The sequence below is a fragment of the Acidithiobacillus sp. AMEEHan genome (assembly GCF_030996345.1).
Classification (GTDB): domain Bacteria; phylum Pseudomonadota; class Gammaproteobacteria; order Acidithiobacillales; family Acidithiobacillaceae; genus Igneacidithiobacillus.
This window is the reverse complement of the sequence record NZ_CP118749.1, coordinates 1-18,827: the sequence shown is the minus strand read 5'-3', so window position 1 is coordinate 18,827 and position 18,827 is coordinate 1. Positions and strand designations below refer to the sequence as shown.

Annotated in this window: 16 protein-coding genes and 5 pseudogenes; 8 read left to right on the top strand and 13 right to left on the bottom strand. The window is 56.4% G+C overall.

The window, feature by feature from the left end; translation table 11 throughout:
• Positions 1-60: 60 nt before the first annotated feature.
• The 13 genes and pseudogenes from ORD17_RS13200 to ORD17_RS13140 all read right to left on the bottom strand — a co-directional run bounded on the left by ORD17_RS13200 (position 61) and on the right by ORD17_RS13140 (position 7,912).
• Positions 61-321 (bottom strand): thiosulfate oxidation carrier protein SoxY, encoded by a 261-nt coding sequence (locus tag ORD17_RS13200; RefSeq protein WP_308390130.1) that lies wholly within the window; start codon positions 319-321, stop codon positions 61-63.
• Between the two features lie 134 nt (positions 322-455).
• Positions 456-845 (bottom strand): hypothetical protein, encoded by a 390-nt coding sequence (locus ORD17_RS13195; RefSeq protein ID WP_308390129.1) that lies wholly within the window; start codon positions 843-845, stop codon positions 456-458.
• Positions 846-916: 71 nt separating this feature from the next.
• Positions 917-1,156, bottom strand: a pseudogene (locus ORD17_RS13190) (GTPase); the annotation flags it as partial.
• A 65-nt stretch (positions 1,157-1,221) separates the two neighbouring features.
• Positions 1,222-1,734, bottom strand: a pseudogene (locus tag ORD17_RS13185) (tRNA uridine-5-carboxymethylaminomethyl(34) synthesis GTPase MnmE); the annotation flags it as partial.
• Between the two features lie 87 nt (positions 1,735-1,821).
• The gene (gene yidC / locus ORD17_RS13180; protein ID WP_308389718.1) at positions 1,822-3,423 is read right to left on the bottom strand and encodes a membrane protein insertase YidC; all 1,602 of its coding nucleotides are present in this window, start codon (positions 3,421-3,423) and stop codon (positions 1,822-1,824) included.
• 14 nt (positions 3,424-3,437) lie between these two features.
• Entirely contained in the window at positions 3,438-3,656 is a 219-nt protein-coding gene (yidD, locus tag ORD17_RS13175) for a membrane protein insertion efficiency factor YidD (protein WP_308390128.1), read from the bottom strand.
• Positions 3,656-3,985 carry a ribonuclease P protein component gene (gene rnpA / locus ORD17_RS13170; protein WP_308389716.1) on the bottom strand — a complete coding sequence of 110 codons (330 nt, stop codon included), beginning with the start codon at positions 3,983-3,985 and terminating at the stop codon, positions 3,656-3,658. The genes yidD and rnpA overlap by 1 nt, the downstream gene beginning before the upstream one ends.
• Before the next feature lie 3 nt (positions 3,986-3,988).
• The gene (gene rpmH, locus ORD17_RS13165) at positions 3,989-4,123 is read right to left on the bottom strand and encodes a 50S ribosomal protein L34 (protein WP_215872187.1); all 135 of its coding nucleotides are present in this window, start codon (positions 4,121-4,123) and stop codon (positions 3,989-3,991) included.
• An 89-nt stretch (positions 4,124-4,212) separates the two neighbouring features.
• Positions 4,213-4,590 (bottom strand): hypothetical protein, encoded by a 378-nt coding sequence (locus ORD17_RS13160; protein WP_308389715.1) that lies wholly within the window; start codon positions 4,588-4,590, stop codon positions 4,213-4,215.
• 4 nt (positions 4,591-4,594) lie between these two features.
• Positions 4,595-4,951 (bottom strand): hypothetical protein, encoded by a 357-nt coding sequence (locus ORD17_RS13155; protein ID WP_308390127.1) that lies wholly within the window; start codon positions 4,949-4,951, stop codon positions 4,595-4,597.
• 280 nt (positions 4,952-5,231) lie between these two features.
• A complete protein-coding gene (locus ORD17_RS13150; protein WP_308389712.1) occupies positions 5,232-5,546 on the bottom strand; it encodes a virulence factor in 315 nt (104 codons plus the stop codon).
• A complete protein-coding gene (locus ORD17_RS13145) occupies positions 5,546-5,752 on the bottom strand; it encodes a DUF5397 family protein (RefSeq protein ID WP_308389711.1) in 207 nt (68 codons plus the stop codon). The genes ORD17_RS13150 and ORD17_RS13145 overlap by 1 nt, the downstream gene beginning before the upstream one ends.
• Before the next feature lie 81 nt (positions 5,753-5,833).
• Positions 5,834-7,912, bottom strand: a complete 2,079-nt coding sequence (locus tag ORD17_RS13140; protein WP_308389710.1) for an O-antigen ligase family protein — start codon at positions 7,910-7,912, stop codon at positions 5,834-5,836.
• A gap of 235 nt (positions 7,913-8,147) precedes the next feature.
• Between ORD17_RS13140 and ORD17_RS13135 the strand changes: the two genes are divergently transcribed.
• The 8 genes and pseudogenes from ORD17_RS13135 to ORD17_RS13535 all read left to right on the top strand — a co-directional run bounded on the left by ORD17_RS13135 (position 8,148) and on the right by ORD17_RS13535 (position 18,248).
• A complete protein-coding gene (locus ORD17_RS13135; RefSeq protein WP_308389709.1) occupies positions 8,148-9,077 on the top strand; it encodes a glycosyltransferase family A protein in 930 nt (309 codons plus the stop codon).
• Between the two features lie 105 nt (positions 9,078-9,182).
• Positions 9,183-10,148: an oligosaccharide flippase family protein gene (locus tag ORD17_RS13130; protein WP_308390132.1), complete on the top strand. Its 966-nt coding sequence runs from the start codon at positions 9,183-9,185 to the stop codon at positions 10,146-10,148.
• A 48-nt stretch (positions 10,149-10,196) separates the two neighbouring features.
• Positions 10,197-11,252 (top strand): IS5 family transposase, encoded by a 1,056-nt coding sequence (locus ORD17_RS13125; protein ID WP_308387902.1) that lies wholly within the window; start codon positions 10,197-10,199, stop codon positions 11,250-11,252.
• 262 nt (positions 11,253-11,514) lie between these two features.
• Positions 11,515-14,757, top strand: a complete 3,243-nt coding sequence (locus tag ORD17_RS13120; RefSeq protein ID WP_308389701.1) for a methyltransferase domain-containing protein — start codon at positions 11,515-11,517, stop codon at positions 14,755-14,757.
• Entirely contained in the window at positions 14,748-15,695 is a 948-nt protein-coding gene (locus tag ORD17_RS13115; RefSeq protein ID WP_308389700.1) for a glycosyltransferase family 2 protein, read from the top strand. Before ORD17_RS13120 ends, ORD17_RS13115 begins: the two co-directional genes overlap by 10 nt.
• Positions 15,696-15,804: 109 nt before the next feature.
• Positions 15,805-16,200, top strand: a pseudogene (locus ORD17_RS13110) (ISAs1 family transposase); the annotation flags it as partial.
• A pseudogene (locus ORD17_RS13105) lies at positions 16,190-17,230 on the top strand (IS256 family transposase); the annotation flags it as partial. The pseudogenes ORD17_RS13110 and ORD17_RS13105, both read left to right, overlap by 11 nt.
• Positions 17,231-17,707: 477 nt before the next feature.
• A pseudogene (locus ORD17_RS13535) lies at positions 17,708-18,248 on the top strand (glycosyltransferase family 2 protein).
• Positions 18,249-18,827: the final 579 nt, after the last annotated feature.

The following is an 18,827-nucleotide window of genomic DNA, read 5'->3' as shown; positions in this document are numbered from 1 at the left end:
CCTTGATTCGTTGGTAACAGGCTGCCTTGCCATTGGCAGGACTGCAGTGAAAGATGCTCGCTAAAGGCGTGGGGTTGTGACGACCAGCACATAGATCCGCGCAATGTAATCGTCATCCGTCATCGGGTGATCCACGGACACGGATACCGGCACGCTGAGCGCATCATCGACTTCTTTGGCGCTGCGAACATGCACACGATCGGACTCCGGCACTGTGCGCATCTGAAACAGATCCTGCAGGACTTGGTTCGACGCTGCTGGCAGCAAAGGACTGCGCGGGCCAGCCTTGGGCATTTGCCGCCAGGGCGATGCGCGTGCCAATCAGCGAGGCCCCCAGGGCAAGGCCGCTGCCCATGGCGCTGAGACGCAGGAAAATCCCGTTTGTGCATGCTGTACTCCGCAATTCAGGCGTAGGCTTACAGAATAGTCGAGACGGACATCGCTGACAAAAAATTCTACTTGCCGATACAAAAGCGCGAAAAGATTTCCCCCAGGATCTCCTCCACATCCACTACCCCGGTGATCTGGCCAAGGGCGTTGGCGCTTTCCCGCAGCTTCTGCGCCAGAAGCTCTTCGCCAGTATCCAGGTGCAGAAATTGTGCTGCCTCGGCAAGCTGTTCCTGGGCCTCTTCGAGTGCCAGTACGTGGCGCTGGCGTGCCGACCAGGCGCTGTCGTCATTTTCACCCAGGCGTTGTCGCAGGTGCGAACGCAGTTCCGCCAACCCCTCGCCGGTGCTGGCAGAGATGCGCAGGGGCCGGCACCCCAGGTCGGGGGCGACGAAGTCCGGACGGAGATCGATCTTGTTCCACAGTACGGTGCAGCGCTTGGCATCGAGCTGCGCCAACAGATTCGTATCTTCTGACCAGCTGTCTCGACTGCATCGAGCAGGAGGAGAATTTCTTCCGCGCTCTCGAGCAGCGCGCGACTGCGGCGGATCCCTTCTTGTTCCACCGGGTCAGTGCTGTCACGCAACCCGGCCGTGTCCAGGAGTTCGAGAGGCAGTCCATCGACTTCGATCTCTTCGCGCAGGACATCGCGGGTGGTTCCGGGAATCGGGGTGACGATGGCGCTGTCGCGTCCGGACAGGGCATTGAGCAGGCTGGATTTGCCGACATTGGGGGCGCCGAGCAGAAGGATCCGCGCCCCGCGCGCCAAGCGCGCGCGCTGCTGCGACTCTGTTCCAGAATCCGGGCCAGGTTTCTTTGCAGTTGATGGAGTTGCGCCGCCAGACTCTGCAGGTGCTCGTCGCCGAGATCTTCTTCGCTGAAATCGAGGCCGGCCTCGGCAAGGGCGAGGGTCTGCAGGATGGCCGCACGCAGCGCCTCGACAGCCGCGGAAAAGCGTCCCTCCAGGCTGGCCAAAGCCGCGCGTGCCTGGGATTGGCTGCGGGCATGGATGAGATCGGCAACCGCCTCCGCCTGCGCCAAATCCAGGCGCTCGTTGAGAAACGCGCGCTCACTGAACTCGCCGGCCCGAGCCGGCCGCGCGCCCTGGCGCACGGCGTATTCGAGCAAGGAGCCGAGGATGACCGGGCTGCCGTGACCCTGCAGCTCCACCACGTCCTCGCCGGTGTAACTATGCGGCGCGGGAAAATACAGGGCGATGCCATGGTCGATCTGCTCCCCTGGCGCCAGAAAGAACTGCCGGAGATAGGCGTAGCGCGGGCGCCAGGGTTTGTCTTGGGGCAGGCCGCAGAGCGTATTGGCAATCGCCAGCGCATCCGGGCCGGACAAACGGAGAATGCCGACGCCGCCGACCCCGGCGGAGTGGCGATGGCGACGATGCTGTCGCCCAGCTGGTAGCGCCCGCGGCGCGACACCCTAGCTCTCTTTCATGACGTGGCGGGTGATCAGATACTGCTGGATGATGCCAAAGACGTTGTTGGTCAACCAGTAGAGCACCAGACCCGCAGGAAAGAAAGAGAAAAAGATGGCGAAGGCGACCGGCAGGATCGACATGATCTTTTTCTGCACGGGGTCCATGGGCGCAGGGTTCAGGCGTTGTTGCAGGAACATGCTGATCCCCATGAGCAGCGGCAGGATGTAATACGGATCGGGTAGTGCCAGGTCGTGAATCCAGAGAATGAAGGGCGCCTGCCGCAACGACACGCTCTCCACCAGCACCCAGTAGAGGGCGATGAAGACTGGCATCTGAATGACCAGGGGCAGGCAGCCCGCCATCGGGTTGACCTTCTCCGTACGATAAAGCTCCATCATCTTGGCGCCCATTTGTTGACGGTCGCCATTGGTCTCTTTCTTGATCTGCTCCAGTTTGGGCTGCAGCTTACGCATGTTGGCCATGGAGCGGTAACTGATCGCCGAAGGGTAGAAGAAGATGATCTTTACCGCCAGGACTAGGAGGATGATGGCGAGGCCCCAGTTGCCGCACCAGGAATGGAACCAGGTCAGCACCCCGTGCATGGGTTCGGCCACGATGGAGAACCAGCCGTAATCGACGGTCTGCTCCAGACCCCGTCCCAGGCGCGCAAGCTGGTTCTGCAGCTTGGGCCCGAGATACAGTTGCTGACGCAGGCTATAGCTATGCCCCGGCTGCAGGGTCGGCAGGGCCTGCTGCACACCGGCGACGTAGTTGCTGCCTGCCGGACGCGCGTAGAGTTGCACGGCGGCATGTGCTTCCGGTAAGACCGCTTGCAGAAAATAGTGATCGGTCATGCCCGCCCAGCCTGGGCCACCATGCTCCTCCGGGTGGTCGCGAAGATCCGAAAAGCCTTTCTCACTCAGGCTGCCATGGTGCATCAGGACCGCGCCGGTAAAAATCGACATGAACCAATGGCTCTGGGTACGGTCATTGCGCAGAATCTGGTCGAAATAGCTGCCTTTCCACGGCTCCTTGCCGGTATTGGTGATGCGGATGTCTTCGTTGATCAGATAGGTGTGTGGATCAAACGAAAAGGTTTTTTCGATTTTCAGCGGGCCGGCCTGGCCGTTCAGGGTGATGGGCCCGCCGTCATTGACGGCCTGCGGGGCGCTGAAGTCGGCGCGCAGAATCTGCCCGTCGGTGCTCAGGAAGCCGCTTTGCTGTGCCGTCAATCGCGCAGCGCTACTGTCCAGAATGGGATAAGGCGCTTTGTTGTCCACGGCAATGGGATATTGGCGCAGGCCGAGATTCTGGATATCACCGCCGTGCAGATAGATCTTGCCGGTATAAAGATCCGTCTGGAAAGAGACACTGGGCCCCTCGCCCACCGCATGGCTCGTCACCGCCGCAATCGTGCTAGGCGCAGCCGGAACGCTGCTGGTAGGCGCAGGCGATTGGGTAACCGGCGTTGGCTGGGCGGCTGACTGGGTGACCGCCGTTGGCGTTGCCTTCGGGCTGGGTTTGGGATGGGGTGCCAGCCACTCGAAGAGCACCAGGACGATAATCGAGAGGACGACGGCGAGGATGGTACGTTGGCTATCCATGAGGCTCCGAAAACTCAGGGTACGGGGTCGTACCCCCCCGGGTGAAAAGGATGACAGCGAGCGATGCGTTTGACACCCATCCAGGCGCCGCGCAGGACACCATAGCGTTCTATGGCCTCGCAGGTGTAATGCGAACAGCTTGGATGGTAGCGGCAATTCTGCCCGAGAAAGGGGCTCAGGACGAGTTGATAGGTATGAATCAGGGCGATGGCGCCGCGACGAAGCATGGCCATCAGCGCAACACGCTATCCAAGCGCCCACGCAGCACGGCATAGGCCGCGTCGCGCGCGGCCGGACGCGCCACGACCATGAGATCGCAAGGCAGAGAACGGCCGGCGCTCAGCCGAAACGCCTCGCGCAGGCGTCGTTTCAGACGGTTGCGGAGCACCGCCTTGCCGACCTTCCGGCTGACGGCGAAGCCAATGCGCGCATGCCCCAGATCGTTGTCCAGACGGTAGAACACCAATTCGGGAAAACTGCGCTTTTTCCCCTCGCGCAAGGCAAGGCGGATTTCAGCCTTGTTGCGCAGGCGGTCGTCACGGGTGAACGACTGTCGGCTCATCCCTCAGGGACAGAGCTTGTACCGGCCTTTGGCGCGCCGCCGCTTGAGGACCAGGCGGCCAGACTTGGTCGCCATGCGGGCGCGGAAACCGTGAGTGCGCTTGCGATGCACGACGCTAGGCTGAAAAGTGCGCTTCATGATGATCTACCCCAAAATTTCGTAAGGGCACAGAAGATAAGGAGAAGGACGGCCAAAGTCAAGGCAGGGAAGGGGATCTGCCAGAGCCCTCAACCTGTGCCATGCCAGCGCTCGATGGCCTCCAGTACCGGTTCATCGAAACGCTCCGGCGGGGCCTGGCGCACCCAGTCTTTCGCCTGCTGAATGCGCTGCGCCCGGGTGAAGGTATACTGCAACTGCTGAAAAACAGGATCATCGGCCAGATAACAGTGGATATGCTCTGCCTGCCGCCGCAGTTTCCACGGCTTGCCCCTCCCCTCTACCCGGCACTGCAGGGTTTTCTTTTCCACGGTCAGGACTTCCACTGCTTCGATGGCCGTCACCACGTCGCTGTAAGGCTGATGGCGCAAGTGAAAGAAGCGATCCCCCGGCTCGGCGTCGCGCATATCCAGATAACGGTAGTGGGCATCCCCGCAAGTTTTCAGCATCGCGTCATCCATGGGCTCCGCCAGCATACAGCCACCAGAGTACGACAATGATTGCCGCGCTGGCCAGGGTGATGGCACCGCTGATCAGGAGCAGTTTGAGTAGGGCTCGCGCCTCGGCATACGCAGGATCTTTTGGCATTACCCATAGGAGTCTCTGTGTGCGGCGGAGTTCAACGCCCTTTCCTCCGTCAGAATGTGCGACACGCCATGAAAAACCCCCCAGAGCCTGCGTAGTGAGGATGCAGTCGCTGTCGACGGCCTGTTCCACTACTTTCACTGCCCGCACATGACGTTTTCCGGCATCGCGGTCCATCGCGTAGACGAGGATGTTCGTGTCGATGGAGATGCGCTTAACGTGCATGCGCGTATGGTCAAGGGCGATCCCCGCGAGCATAACCCATCCGCCACCTCCACAGTCTCCCCCTCTGCCGTACCCATGGCGGTGAAGATCGATCCTGACCTGAAGGCGCGCATGCAGCGTTTGGGAGAGGTACGGAAGAGGCTGATACCACGGACTGATAGGCAACCAGTCCATCCTTCGCGTCAACGATCTGACCGGGGAAAGCATGATTGCAGCTATTGTGGATTCCTCGATGCCTGCCTGCAAAGGTTATCCTTTCGACTGAGCATGCGACAAGCCGCTAGGCTCGATATATTGCGGCCCTCATTCCGCTGCCTCGACGCTTCACTCGATCCGTGAAGTCCGACCACTGTTCTACCCGAAATGCCCGGATGTCCCGAACGGATGAGGGAAACCAATCCATCTCTGTCAGCTTGTCGATGGCATCCATCAGATTTGCCATATCCTCGTCCTCACAGACATAGAGGCTTCCTTGGACCCACCGAAAGCCATATCCAGCAAGAGCTGCCCCAATTTCGGCATAGGCCACCGACACCCCTTTGGGATGGCAGGCCGCCGTTTCTTTGACGACGAGATCAAAGGCAATTGCAAACATTACTCAGCTTCTGGATCGTCTAGGACGGAGCGGAGGGGATATTCTAGATGTTCTCCTGTTGACGGCACCTCTATTTCTACCGTCCATCCGTGATCTGTCGAGTGACCTTCCTTGACGACTTGGTAAGCCACCCCGAAAGGACCGAACTGGCGGAAGCTGCCGATCAACTCAGGATGAGGAAAGCTTTGCTTAGCACTCGGCTGCATAGGACCTCCTATGTCTAAGCACGGATATTATCCTTTTGATTGACCATGCGACAAGCGGTTAGGCTCGATATATTGCGGCCCTCATTCCGCTCGTGTCGATGCCTGGCCGCCCGGCTTTTGCGCCTGCACGATCTGCCGCAGCAGGGTCAGGGTGGGAGTAAAGTCCGGCGATGCCTTGAGGCTGATCAGCAGGGTCTTTTCCGCCGCCTTGGGGTCGTGGGCCAACTGCCATTGGTTGCGGGCAATGACCCATTGCAGGAGGGCGCGAGGCTCGGGGAACAGGGGCCGGTTCAAGCCCGCCTGTAAGAAGGCGATGCCTCCTGCCACCTTGCCATGATCAAAATAAGCCGCCGTTGCGATCTCGCTGCGCAGGTTGACGCTGGCGGGGTCCAGGGCCAGGCCCTTGCGCCAGGCAAGGACGGCGCGGTCCTGGGCCGCTTGCGGCGTCATCCCCAGGAGCGTGCTGCCATACTGGTTATAGAGCGAGCCGATGGCATTGTAGACCCCCGCCTGGCGCGGAATGCCCACCAGCGAGGCATGGTACTGCCGCAAAGCCGCTTTCAGCAGCACCCGCTTCTGTGCCGCTGGCATATTCGCGTCACTGGCTGCCAGGTTGAGGTAGGCATTGCCCATGTACACCCAGGGCTGGGTCGCCTGGGGCCGGGCAACTTCCAGAAAGCGCGCTGCCCGCATCAAGAATACCGCCCGACCGTTGGGGTTGCTGATGACCCCATCGAGCCAGGCATTGTTGCTGAACAGGGCATAGACCGCCGCATCGAGGGCAAGAAACCAGCCCGCCAATACCACGAGCACCACCAGGACCCCCTGCACCACTCCCGGATGGCGGATGCCCAGGCGCGGCAACAGAGGTGCCGTTTCCCCTTGGCGATGGTAGAGGTGCCAGGCCTGGGCGAGAAAAATTCCGGCCAGAATGCTCAGGGGCAGGTTGTAGAAGATGAAGTTGCCCAGGGCGTGGCCGGTGATGGCAAAAACCCCCAGCACCAGCCCCAAGGCCCAATAGCGGTTTTCCTCACTGATGCCGAGCCGTGCCGCGCGAAAAATCAGGCGATAAAGGGCATAGATCAAGGCCCCGGCAAAAGCGAGCAAAAAGCCCAGGTTGATGAGCCCACCCTCGGCCAGAAACTCGATGTAGTCGTTATGGGCGTAGGTCCCTGCCGAAGCTAGTTCCGCCGGCAGGCGGTAGGCAGGGTAGAACAGAAAATAACTGCCCAGCCCCGTACCCAGGTAAGGATGGCTCAGGAAGATATGCCAAGTAGCGATCCACATCAGGCTGCGGGATACCGTAGCAATGTTGGAGCTGATGTAGTGGGGATTGAGTTGGCCCAGGATGTCGTAGCCCTTGGGGTAGTTCATGAGGAGAAAGGCGATGAGAACCAGGAACAGTACAGCGGCCCAGCGCGACCAGACCCCGGGCTTTCCCCGAAAACCCAGCAAGGCAAAGGGCAGGGTACACGCCCAGGCGAGCAGACCGCCGCGGCTGCCCGTACTGAAATCTGCCAGCAGAATGATGGCGATAGTCAATAAATAGCCAAAGGTCACCCAATCAATGGACTTGGAAAGGAGCGCGCGAGGGCGACGCCCGTCCAGCCAAAAATAGCGCCCGACGAGCACGAAGAAAAACAGATTCATCCACGCCGCGTAACTGTTGCAGTCCATCAGCGGGCCTTGTGGACGCAGGCCCATCCAGTTCGCGCCTTCCCCCAGGAGACGGTAGTACTGCCAAAGCCCAATGGCCGACAGGATCCACGCGCTGGCAACGATCCCCCGCCAGAACCAGGGCCAGACCGCTTCCGCATCGCGCTCGGAGAGCATGGTCCAGGCGAGAAAGCCCAGAGGCACGGAACCCAGGGTCCAGAAATAAAACCAGCTACTATAGGGGACGTGGCTCCAGAACAGGGTCAGCCAGTACCAGAACAACCACAGCAACATGAAAGCCGGCAGATACCCCCGCGGCCAAGGCAGCCCCGCGCGAATCCGGGGCCACGCCGCTACCGCCCCCCAGAGCAGCAGCGATACGCTACTCACCGCCAGGAGCGGGATCAGGGAACCGTTGTAGTACCAACTGCTCAGGTAAGCGAAGAAGGGCAGGCTGACCAGTAGGGCGGTGCGGTTGAGGGACGGCTGCGCGGAAGATTTCATGGTCGCCAGTCTAACCCATCGACGCCAACAGCTAAACTGGTTTGGGCAACGAGATACATCGCCCAACATAGTTGTTGACTCTACACTAACTATGAGCCAGCCACATCGGGTAAGATACTACTACCGAGAACCGGATGTCTGTAATTTCATTTCTCTGTAGGGTGATTTGAGACCTGTACCAACTCCCCGTATGCCTTGGAACAATCTTGACCTCTTGCGTAAGGATATCTCCCCGATGGAGCACTGTGACCGACAGACTAAGTTGCCTGCCGTAGAGGGGGGGGCGTCGATCGCGTTGATTGTTCCAGTTAAGAATGGTGGACAGCGCTGGCGGATGGTAATTGATTCCATACTATCGCAGAACATACAGCCGCGACGCATACTCGTGATTGACTCCGGATCGACGGATGGATCGGCCGAGTTCGCCAAAGCCGCCGGCTTTGAAGTACATTGCATCGCTCCAGACGCGTTCAACCACGGCGGGACACGGCAAATGGCAGTAGAGATGGTTTCGGACTGTAAAACCGTCGTATTCCTGACTCAGGATGCCATTCTCGATGGCAGGCATGCCTTGGAGCAACTAGTGACCGAACTACACGCACATCCGCGGGCCGGCGTTGCCTATGGTCGGCAGCTTCCCCGCTTAGAAGCTGGTCCTATCGAACGGCACGCACGGCTCTTCAATTATCCCGAACAGAGTATCGAAAAAAGCCTTGAGGATATTGCGCGCTTGGGAATCAAAACGGCGTTTACCTCAAATTCGTTCTCAGCGTACAGGCGAGATATCCTCCTTCGAGCCGGCGGTTTCCCCAATAACTGTTCTATGGGAGAAGATATGATTGCTGCTGCCCGAATATTGCTCCAAGGAGGAACCGTGGTCTATGAGGCGCATGCCCGCGTCATCCACTCCCATGGGTTCACGATAGCAGAAGAAGCCCGACGCTATTACGCGATTGGCTATATGCACGCACAGCAACGAGCATTACTTGCGTCGTTTCAGAGCCCAACTTCGGAGGGGAAGCGCTTTGTGCGGTCAGAGATCCGCTTTCTTTCCCGACACGCGCCGCGGCAGATACCCGAAGCCCTGATACGAACGCTGGTGAAATTTGGTGCATACCACTTGGGCAAGCAAACAGCAACCGTATTCGGCGGGCGAACGAGGTGAACATGGGGCATCTTGCAGTTGCAACGCTCCCAAAACTTCCGGGGCGAGCCCCATGGTCTCTTTTGTTAATGGCTAGCGACATCTTGGTTTTTTTTCGGTAAACCGATGGCGAGATCCATAGCGCACTCGACGCTTCTCAATGTCTCTGGACGGGCCATACCAGCCTTTCTTTTGCTGTTCACCGTCCCGTTGTACCTTCATCTCATTGGTGTGGCCCGCTACGGGGCGCTGTCCATTCTCTGGTTGGCTTTGGGATACTTTGGAGCCTTCGATCTCGGCTTGGGCAGGGCAGTGGCCCAGCGCATCTCGAAGATTGCTGCCCAAAAAAAAGTCTCTGACCCTCTGCAATTGCGCGCGCAGGGAGAACTCTTTTGGACAGCGTTGCTCGCAACACTTGCAGCCTCTTCTCTTGCCTCCATCTTACTTTTTTGGCCATTGATGATCTGGCTAGTGAGGCACGTGCTGGTATTGTCACAAGAGCTGCGGCAGGAAGTGCAGCATGCAATCCTGCCCCTTTTATTGTTTCTGCCGCTGGCGACCTCGCTCAGTGTACTCTTGGGGACTCTGGAGGGAAGAGAGCGCTTTGACTACCTAAATATTGGGCAAATCGTAGGCCTACTCTTGTATCAAGTCTTCCCATTGAGTGCAGCGTTCTTAGGGTACATAACCCTGCCGTACTTGGTGGGCGCAGCGATTTTTGGACGTCTTTTGGGATCACTTTTGCTGTTCCGGTTCTGCATCCGTATTCTCGACGGGCCTTTCCCGACCTTTCATTGGAAGCTTCTTCGTTCCATCCTTCCTTACGGTGCCTGGATCACGGTTAGCGCAGTCGTCAGCCCGATCATGAATCTCACCGACCGCTTTTTCATCGGGGCACAGTTAGGTATGTCTTTTGTCGCCCGCTATGTTGTCCCATTTAATCTCGTGATGTATGGCGGCATCCTGCCCCAGAGCTTGGCCACAGCGCTGTTCCCACGATATGCTTCGCTGGAAGATGATGAAGCGCGAGTAACCATGTTCACTGCCATGCGTATGCTTGCTGCTACCATCAGCCCCCTATCAGGATGCTGAAAAAGTCCGTGGTATAATTGGCGGACCAGGGCACGGAGGGATTCGATCATGCGTGGAACCAAGGTAGAGTCGGGTGCGATGTTCAGTTATCTGTCCCCCGAGGAGCGAGTGCCGAAGGATCATCCCCTACGTGCTATTCGGGTGATCGTAGATCGCTCCTTGGCAGAGCTCGACGGACATTTCAACCAGATCTACTCAGACCTGGGGCGCCCCTCGATTCCCCCAGAGCATCTGCTTCGTGCTTTGCTGTTGCAGGTCTTTTATAGCGTGCGCTCCGAACGGCAGCTCATCGAGCAGCTGAACTACAATCTCCTGTTCCGCTGGTTCGTGGGCTTGGGTATGGATGATTCGATTTGGGTGTCCACGGTGTTCAGCAAGAACCGGGATCGCTTATTGGACAACGGAACAGTGCAACGCTTCTTTCAGACGGTTTTGGCGCAAGCAAGGTCTCAGGGACTACTATCCGAGGAGCACTTTTCTGTAGATGGCACCTTACTGGAAGCCTGGGCTTCACAAAAATCCTTCCAGCCCAAAGACCCCGAGGATCGGCAGGGCGACGGCTCGGATTTCCGTGGGCAGAAGCGCAGCAATGACACCCATGCCGCGGTAACGGACCCCGATTGCCGTCTCTACAAGAAGGCACCGGGGGATGCCTCGCGGTTGGCGTATCTGGGGCATGTGCTCATGGATAACCGCCATGGTTTGATTGCCGGAGAGAAGGTCACTACGGCGGATGGGACAGCAGAGGTGGATGCTGCGTTACAGCTCATGGATGAGCTGGGTGGAAGCCACCGGATCACCCTTGGCGCCGATAAGGGTTACGATCGTCATGGCTTCGTCCAGGACCTTCGTGATCGGAATGTCACCCCGCACGTGGCCCGTAAGTGCAAGGGATCCGCGGTAGATGGTCGCACGACCCGTCATGTCGGGTACAACATCAGCATTCGTGTCCGCAAGCGGATCGAGTCGATCTTTGGGTGGATGAAGACCGTGGGCGGGATGCGCAAAACGCGATTCCGTGGATTGGAACGGGTGGGGCTGCACTTCACTCTGGTGTCCACCGCCTACAATCTGGTGCGTATGGCACGACTGGGGGTAGCGTGATGGGAGTACTGCGTCCAGAGTTCGGGAATCCGGGCAGATTGACCAGAAAAACCGCACAAAAGTGGTCCAGAACTGCCTTCAGGCCGCGTTTTTCGAGAAAAATAGGTGCCGAGCAGATTTTATTGCTCGGTTTTTCAGCGACCTGTTATACCCAGTCGAACCACATCATGCAAACGCTGTTAATGTTGCTATGGTTGAGAGATAAACTTGGTATTTGAGAAACGCCTGGAGCAGTTAGTTAGATACTATTGAGGGAGTATATATGGTTGAATTTTCTGGTGAGAAGATCGTTCCTGGGGCGAAAAATTGTGAGCCTAAATTTTCTGAAAAGATGTTTCAGGAACACATTGCCAGATACATTTTTGCCTCCGCATTTGTGAAGGGAAAACGAGTGCTCGATGTCGGCTGCGGAGTCGGTTACGGCGCGCACCACTTGGCAGTCAATGGCGCCGAATCGGTACTAGCATTTGACATCTCGGCTGATGCAATCAACCACGCCCGCGAAAATTACGCGCATCCCAATGTCGAGTTCGCTGTCGCTTCAGCTACAGAGTTCGACTTCGGGCAGTGTTTCGACGTTGTCACCTGTTTTGAGCTCATTGAGCACGTCGACGCGCAAGCCGAAGTAGTGCGCCGAATCCGTGTCTCACTGAAGGGCGATGGTGTGCTATTAATGTCCACCCCGCGCGCTCTCGTGCGGAAACGTACGCACTTCCACACCCACGAGTTCAGCGCCGAAGAATTTCGTGCGCTGCTTTCTACTGAATTTCGCTCCGTAGAGCTTTACTTCGAGAATAACCATTTCACTTCGATGGTGGCCTCTGCGATGCCGCAGCATATCGGGCATATTCAGTCGTTGCACGATACCTACTATCCAGAGAAAGCCGATTATTTCATCGCGGTCGCCTCGTCGGGGCATGTCATTCCAGCCGATACTCCCGAGCCGGTTCTAGTGGTTAGCGACGATGCTTATGTCAAACTGCTTGAGCATGATGTCGAAGTGCTACACCAGGCTGAGGACCGCCTGCAACGTGACCTAGAGGAGTTGCGTCAGATCGAACGCGAGATCAGACAGCAGGTTAGCGTGTCGAATGATAATATTGCCCGGCTCGAAGAAGACCTCCGCCGTGCCAAGGCTACGATTTTCACCCATGTTCTGGGTTCTGTTGGTTACGGATATAGGATATTGCATAAGGTCCATGGGTACTGGCGACGCCACGGTGCCGCCGCGACACTACGTGCAGTTCTGCGGCGCATCGGCAGCGGTGCACCATCGTTACCATCGAACCTAGTGGTTCTACCAGAGGTAGAGGAGAGAAATCTGGCTGATCGGCACTTTCATGTCGTTTTCATGATCGGTTGCTGGGAGGGTGAATCTAAGCGCTACAGAGTCTACAACTTGATTGAAGGATTGCGCGAACTGGGATACCGAGTTCTCGATCTGCCCTACTCAGAACTAGCTCGTCTGGTTGACCTACGAGTGAGGCCCGATGTTGTGGTGCTCTTTCGCGCTCCATTTGACAAAGGCGTCGGCATTGTGCGCTTCCTTAATTACGCAAAAAATCTGGACACCAAAATTGTGTTCGATATCGACGACTATGTATTTGAGCCCGACATTATCGATGCCATCGACGGTGTGCGCGTTCTCGAAGAAAAACAAAAAAGCTGCTACGTAGACGGTGTCTTGCGCTATCGCCGACTGCTCGAGCGGTGCGATCTGGTGACTGTGCCGACAGCTTATCTTAAGGCACGTGTTGAAGAGATCGGGCGCCCGGCGGCGGTGATTCCAAACTCTATCAATGCCGAGCAGATCGCTACTGCGCGGGAGTTGACGACGCGTTTGCCCGATCCGGCGTGTGTGCGAATTGGCTACTTTAGCGGCAGCTTCACCCACCAAAGGGATTTTGCAGAATGTGAAAGTTCGATACTCGAGATCATGGAACAGTACCCGCAGGTAGTTCTGCGCGTAGTCGGCTACCTCGAACTAGGTCCGCGTTGGGATGGGTTCGCGCACCGGGTCGAGCGCGCACCGTTTCAGCCACCCCAAGGAATGCTCCAGTTGCTCGCCGAGTGCGATATAAACATTGCCCCATTGGAGCTCGATAATGCGTATACCCAAGGAAAAAGCGAGCTCAAGTTCTTCGAAGCGGGTTTGGTTGGCGTGCCCACCGTGGCCAGCGCCACCGACACCTTCACGCGCGCAATCACGGATGGTGTCGACGGGTACTGCGTTCACGATGCGACCCAATGGCGTCGGATTCTGGAGGCGCTGGTGGTTTCACCGGAGTTGCGCATGCGTGTGGGTAAGGAAGCGAAACGCACCGCGCTTGAGCGCTACAGTATCTCCGGCGTGGCGCGTGAGGCAGTGCGCGTCTACGGGCTATCCAAGGCAGACCCTGAAACCTCGGACGAAACACCTCTACCGCCAGGGCGTCTGCGCATCGCCTGGGTAATCCCTGGCTTGATTATCGGCGGAGGTGGCCATCGCAATATCCTGCGCGCCGCTTATTTCCTCCAGAGATTTGGTCACCGCATTTCGCTGTACTTCACTGGCACGGAGCAAGATCCGGAAACGCTGAAGAATTTGATTAAGAAACATTTTTATGATTTGGACTGCCCAGTTTACCTATTTGATGGCAGGCTACGCTTGGTGGATGTCGTGTTCGCGACCCACTGGTCAACCGTTGCGCCGGCGCTGGCTGCGCGCGGTCAAGCCAAAGAGATAATGTACTTCGTCCAGGACTTCGAGCCATATTTTGCGCAGATGGGTACGGAGTATGTGTTGGCCGAGAACACCTACCGTCTAGGCTTGTACCACATCACATCTGGGCCGTGGTGCGAGCGTTTGCTGCGTCGCGATTTCGGCGCTGAGGCTGATCACTTCCAATTCCCAGTCGACAGGGGGATCTATCACCCGCGACAGCGCCGTAAAGCTAACCGCAATATTGTCTATTTCGCTAAGCCGGAAATGCCGCGGCGATGCTTCGAGCTCGGCGTCATGGCGTTGCGCGAGGTGCATCGTATGTGTCCTGACTTAGAGATTGTGATGTTTGGCTCTCGCCACTTGGGAAAACAGCACTTCGACTTCCCCGTGACTATTCGCGGGCTCGTGCCAACGCTCGAGGAGATAGCCCAGATGTATGCCGATGGCGATGTCGGGTTAGTGTTCTCGACAACAAATCCAAGCCTTATTCCATACGAAATGATGGCTTGTGGTTTGCCAGTAGTTGATCTGGACCGGGGCGATAACGCTGTGAATTATGGGGGACGCAGCGACATTGCTCTACTGGCCAATCCGATCCCTGAATGCATGGCACAAGATATTATGCTGCTGCTCAATGACGAGGCTGAGCGCCTGCGCAGGCGCGAGGCTGGATTGGCCTTTATTGACGGGTTCCCCTCGGAAGAAGAGATGGCCCGGCGCATAGAGGAGCTAATCCTGGCCCGCCTGGAAAGGTCCAGTTTCGATCACGTCACACGGGCAGGAGCCGAGATTTGCGCTTGATCTGTGCAATCATTATTTCATTCAATCCTGATCTCAACCGGCTGAGAGAAGTGCTTTCGGCGGTTTCGCCTCAGGTTGATCGAGTGCAGATAGTAGACAATGGATCATCTGAGGTGGAAGGATTGGTGGCGCTTGTCGGTTTGTTTCAGTCGTGTTCCCTGATGACTCTTAGCGGCAATCTCGGTGTTGGTGCTGCTTTAAACTTGGGAATCTACACAGCGCTAAGCGCCGGTTACGATACCGCTTTGCTGATGGATCAAGACAGTATTCCCTCCCCCACGATGGTGGGAGACCTACAGCACGGTTTACGCTGGATAATAAGTCAAGGTGAACACGTCGCGGCCATTGGCCCTCGATTTTTCGACCGGCATAGTGGGAAGCTTTCTCGCCATGTAGTGTTCGCAAGTTGGCATATAAGGCGGATTGATTGCCGGTCGGATAATCAGCCTTTACCTGTAGATTTTCTGATCACTTCTGGCTCTCTCGTGCCTCTTGATGCATTTGCTGTGATTGGTGGTTTCAATGAAGAGCTTTTTATCGATCACGTCGACACCGAGTGGGTGTTACGTGCGCGATCAAAGGGCTACCGGGTTTTTGGTGACTGCACGGCCGTCATGGAGCACGACCTTGGTGAGTATCGACGACGCATTTGGCTGGGGAGATGGCGTGAAGTTCCGATACACAAACCCTTCCGTTATTACTACACTTTTCGTAATAGTATCTGGCTTCGTCGACGGGCGTATGCGCCGGAGGACTGGAGGCGTGCAGATGCTGTTCGTATGGTTCAGCTATTCGTGTTCATGACCATTTTCCACCCGCATCGCCTTCTTGTGATCAAGATGATGTGGCGTGGACTGCAGGACGGACTGCGTGGACGGATGGGGCCTTCTGCCGATATAAGAGCACGGGGGCTTACGCATGAAAAAACCAATAGCTGATTAGCCTTGGGCCGTACATTGCCATCTTCCTGTTTTATCGTGAGGAGATGGTATGTTGTCCTGAGACTGGTGGGGAAGATTTCCGTCCTGAAAACGTCCCAGACGACCGAGGAAGACGGTACATCGACTCCTGGCTGTGCTGGTTATCGTGGTCTGCGCCGTGATCGCTGGAGCCGAAACCTGGGAAGATATCGCGCTGTATGGGCAGGGAAAGCTGGATTGGCTACGTACCACATTCTTGGAATTGCACCATGGCGCTCTTTCCCATGGCACCTTTCGGCGAGTCTTCATGATTCTTGATCTTGAGGCGGTTGAGCGCTGTCTCCTGAAGTGGGTGGCCGAATTTTCGGCAACAGGTCGAGAAGTGATCGCCATTGTTGGGAAGTCGAGCTATGATCGAAAGCGGCGTACGGGCAGTCCACAGCTGACTTCAGGAGAGTGGTGCACTATTGCTACAGAGGGTTTGCGGACCAATGAGCGACGAGGAGTGCGCCGTGAAGGATAGTATCGTTTTTGAGAATGGTATGGGAGAGCTGGGCTTGGGGACCGAGGGTGTCCTGCGGCGAGCATCACGTTCTCTAACCGAACAGGCCATAGAGACAGTGGAGAGTTTTCTGCTGTCCAGATGGTCAATGGTCGTCAGGCGGTCGTTCGTAATGGCTATTTGCCAGAGCGAGAGATCATGACTGCCTTGGGACTTGTGCCGGTGAGCGTCCCCAAGGTTCGGGATCGTTCGGGTTCGGGGATTAAATTCAATTCGGCACTGGTGCCGCCATATGTGCGCAAATCGCGAACGGTGGCAGCCACGGTTCCCTGGTTGTGTCTGCATGGGGTATCTTCCGGTCACATGGAGGAGGTGCTTTCCATTCTTCTGGGCGAAGAAGCCAAGGGACTTTCCCCTGCGGCATTGGGACGCCTCAATCGCAGTGGGCAGAAGAACACACCACTTGGCAGCGCCGTTCCCTGGCGGGCAAGCGGTATGCCTACTGGTGGGTGGACGGTGTCTATACCAATCTGCGTGGGGAAGAGGATCCGCGTATCTGCCTGCTGGTGATTATTGGTGTGACTGCGGAGGGAAAGAAGGAGCTCGTCAGTGTCAGCGACGGCCTTCGCGAATCCAAAGCCCCTAGCTGGAGATCCTGCACGACCTGCAGGCTCGTGGTCTGGAAGCTGCACCATTACTGGCGATTGGGGAGGGAGCCATGGGCTTCTGGGCTGCATTGGAGGAGGCGTATCCCGAAACCCGTCAGCAGCGTTGCTTGGTGCACAAGACCGCTAATATCCTCAACGAACCACCCAAATCCAAGCAGGATAAGGCGAAGGCGGCACTGCAGGAAATCTGGATGGCCGAGAGCCGGAAGGTCGCGGAGAGAGCTCTGGAGGCCTTTGTGCGCAACTACCAGGCGAAGTACCCCAAAGCCGTGGCCAAGCTGGAAAAGGATCGGGCGGAATTGCCGGCCTCTTATGATTACCCAGCTGAGCATTGGCGACATATCCGCACCACCAATGCCATTGAATCGACCTTTGCCACCGTGTACGTCGCCGGACATAGCGCACCACACGTGCCCCTGTAGGTTGACGCGTCAATCCCATGGTTACACTTGACCATGATTACCGATAAGCAAATAATGACGGACATGCCGTTAGAGGATATTTAGCTTTCGCTACCAGCTGAGGTAATGGCAAAGATACCCAAGACATTGACGCCGCACTTCAAGGGGAGAACCGCTGTGCTCAGTACGGTTTTTTGCGTGCCCGTGCGCGAACGGACTTGCGCTTGCGGTTAGATAACAGGCCCCGGACGCCCGGGCCACAGGCGTCCCATCCTCGCTGGGGCGAGGATCAGCACTCGGTTCACAAACGGCTAGATGGCCACCACGCGGCAGTGCATGCGCATTTACCTTCGCATTGGGCGATGGTTTCGGCGCGGACTGCACACAATGTGACATGCCGGGGACCACTCGCCCTAGCTTCGCGCTTCCGGCGACTAGCGGTCATCTAATAAATACATTATGGGATTACATATGAAATTGGTCTCTATTATTGTGCCTGTATTTGAAGTTGAAGAATATTTAGAAGAGTGTCTTTCCTCAATAACTAAGCAGACATACAAACATCTAGAGATTATCTGCGTAAACGGTATGTCAATGGATAATAGCGCTACCCTTGTTCGTCTTGCCGCTGAAATTGATCCAAGAATCTCCTTGATAAACCAGTCTCATAACAATGGGCTGGGGTGGCAGGAACGAGGGTTTGCGGCATGCGCACGGACAATACATCTTGTTTGTAGACAGTGATGACTGGATCGCTCCAACGATGGTTGAAAGACTTGTAGATGCGCTGGAGAGCAATGATGTAGACTATGTATTCTGCGGATTGAGAGGATATGATAATCACAAACGCTGTATGCTTTCGCCTGAACGCCCGTTTCATTCAGATTTGGTAGAAGAAATCGCGCTTCGCGGCGTTCTCGATTTACGTGAGCATCCGGGTAGTTTAACAGATTTATCCGTCGGCGGCGTGGCTAACCCTGCGCCGACGCGCAGACATTGAAGCTATAGACGCACAGTTCCCTGAAATGAGGTTAGCAGAGGATCATCTGTTCCACTATATCTGTGGGATAGCTGCTAATAGTGCCTCTACTTGGATGAGTATCTATATATTCATCGAAGGCGACGGCCAGGGCAGCTGTTGTCCGCTGATACAACTGATCGATCAATGCAACTATTTGATACCATAGAAGAGATCTTTAGCTGTTTCGACCGATATATGCCAAACTCTATGCTGCGCAGTTTGAAGGCAAAGATTTTGCTTCGCCTTGGAAACGAAAAACTGTGTCGGACATCAAAAAGAATAAACAACTTGCTCGTGCGTTCTTAAAAAAACGTCTCATTTTTTATACAACACTATTCAATCAGCGAATTGAGGAGTGCGGCTGATAAGATGGTGGATGATTTTGCCATTTCAGTTCTTGCAGGGTACGCCTCAATGAAATTTGATGAGGACCAAATTGCCGCCAAACTGTTTTCAAACACGAGATGCCATTCGTCGTTCCGGTGCAGCACAAAAAATGACCGCTATAGAACAATAAAGATGGATGGAACATGGCGCGACATAATGATTGACTTTCAT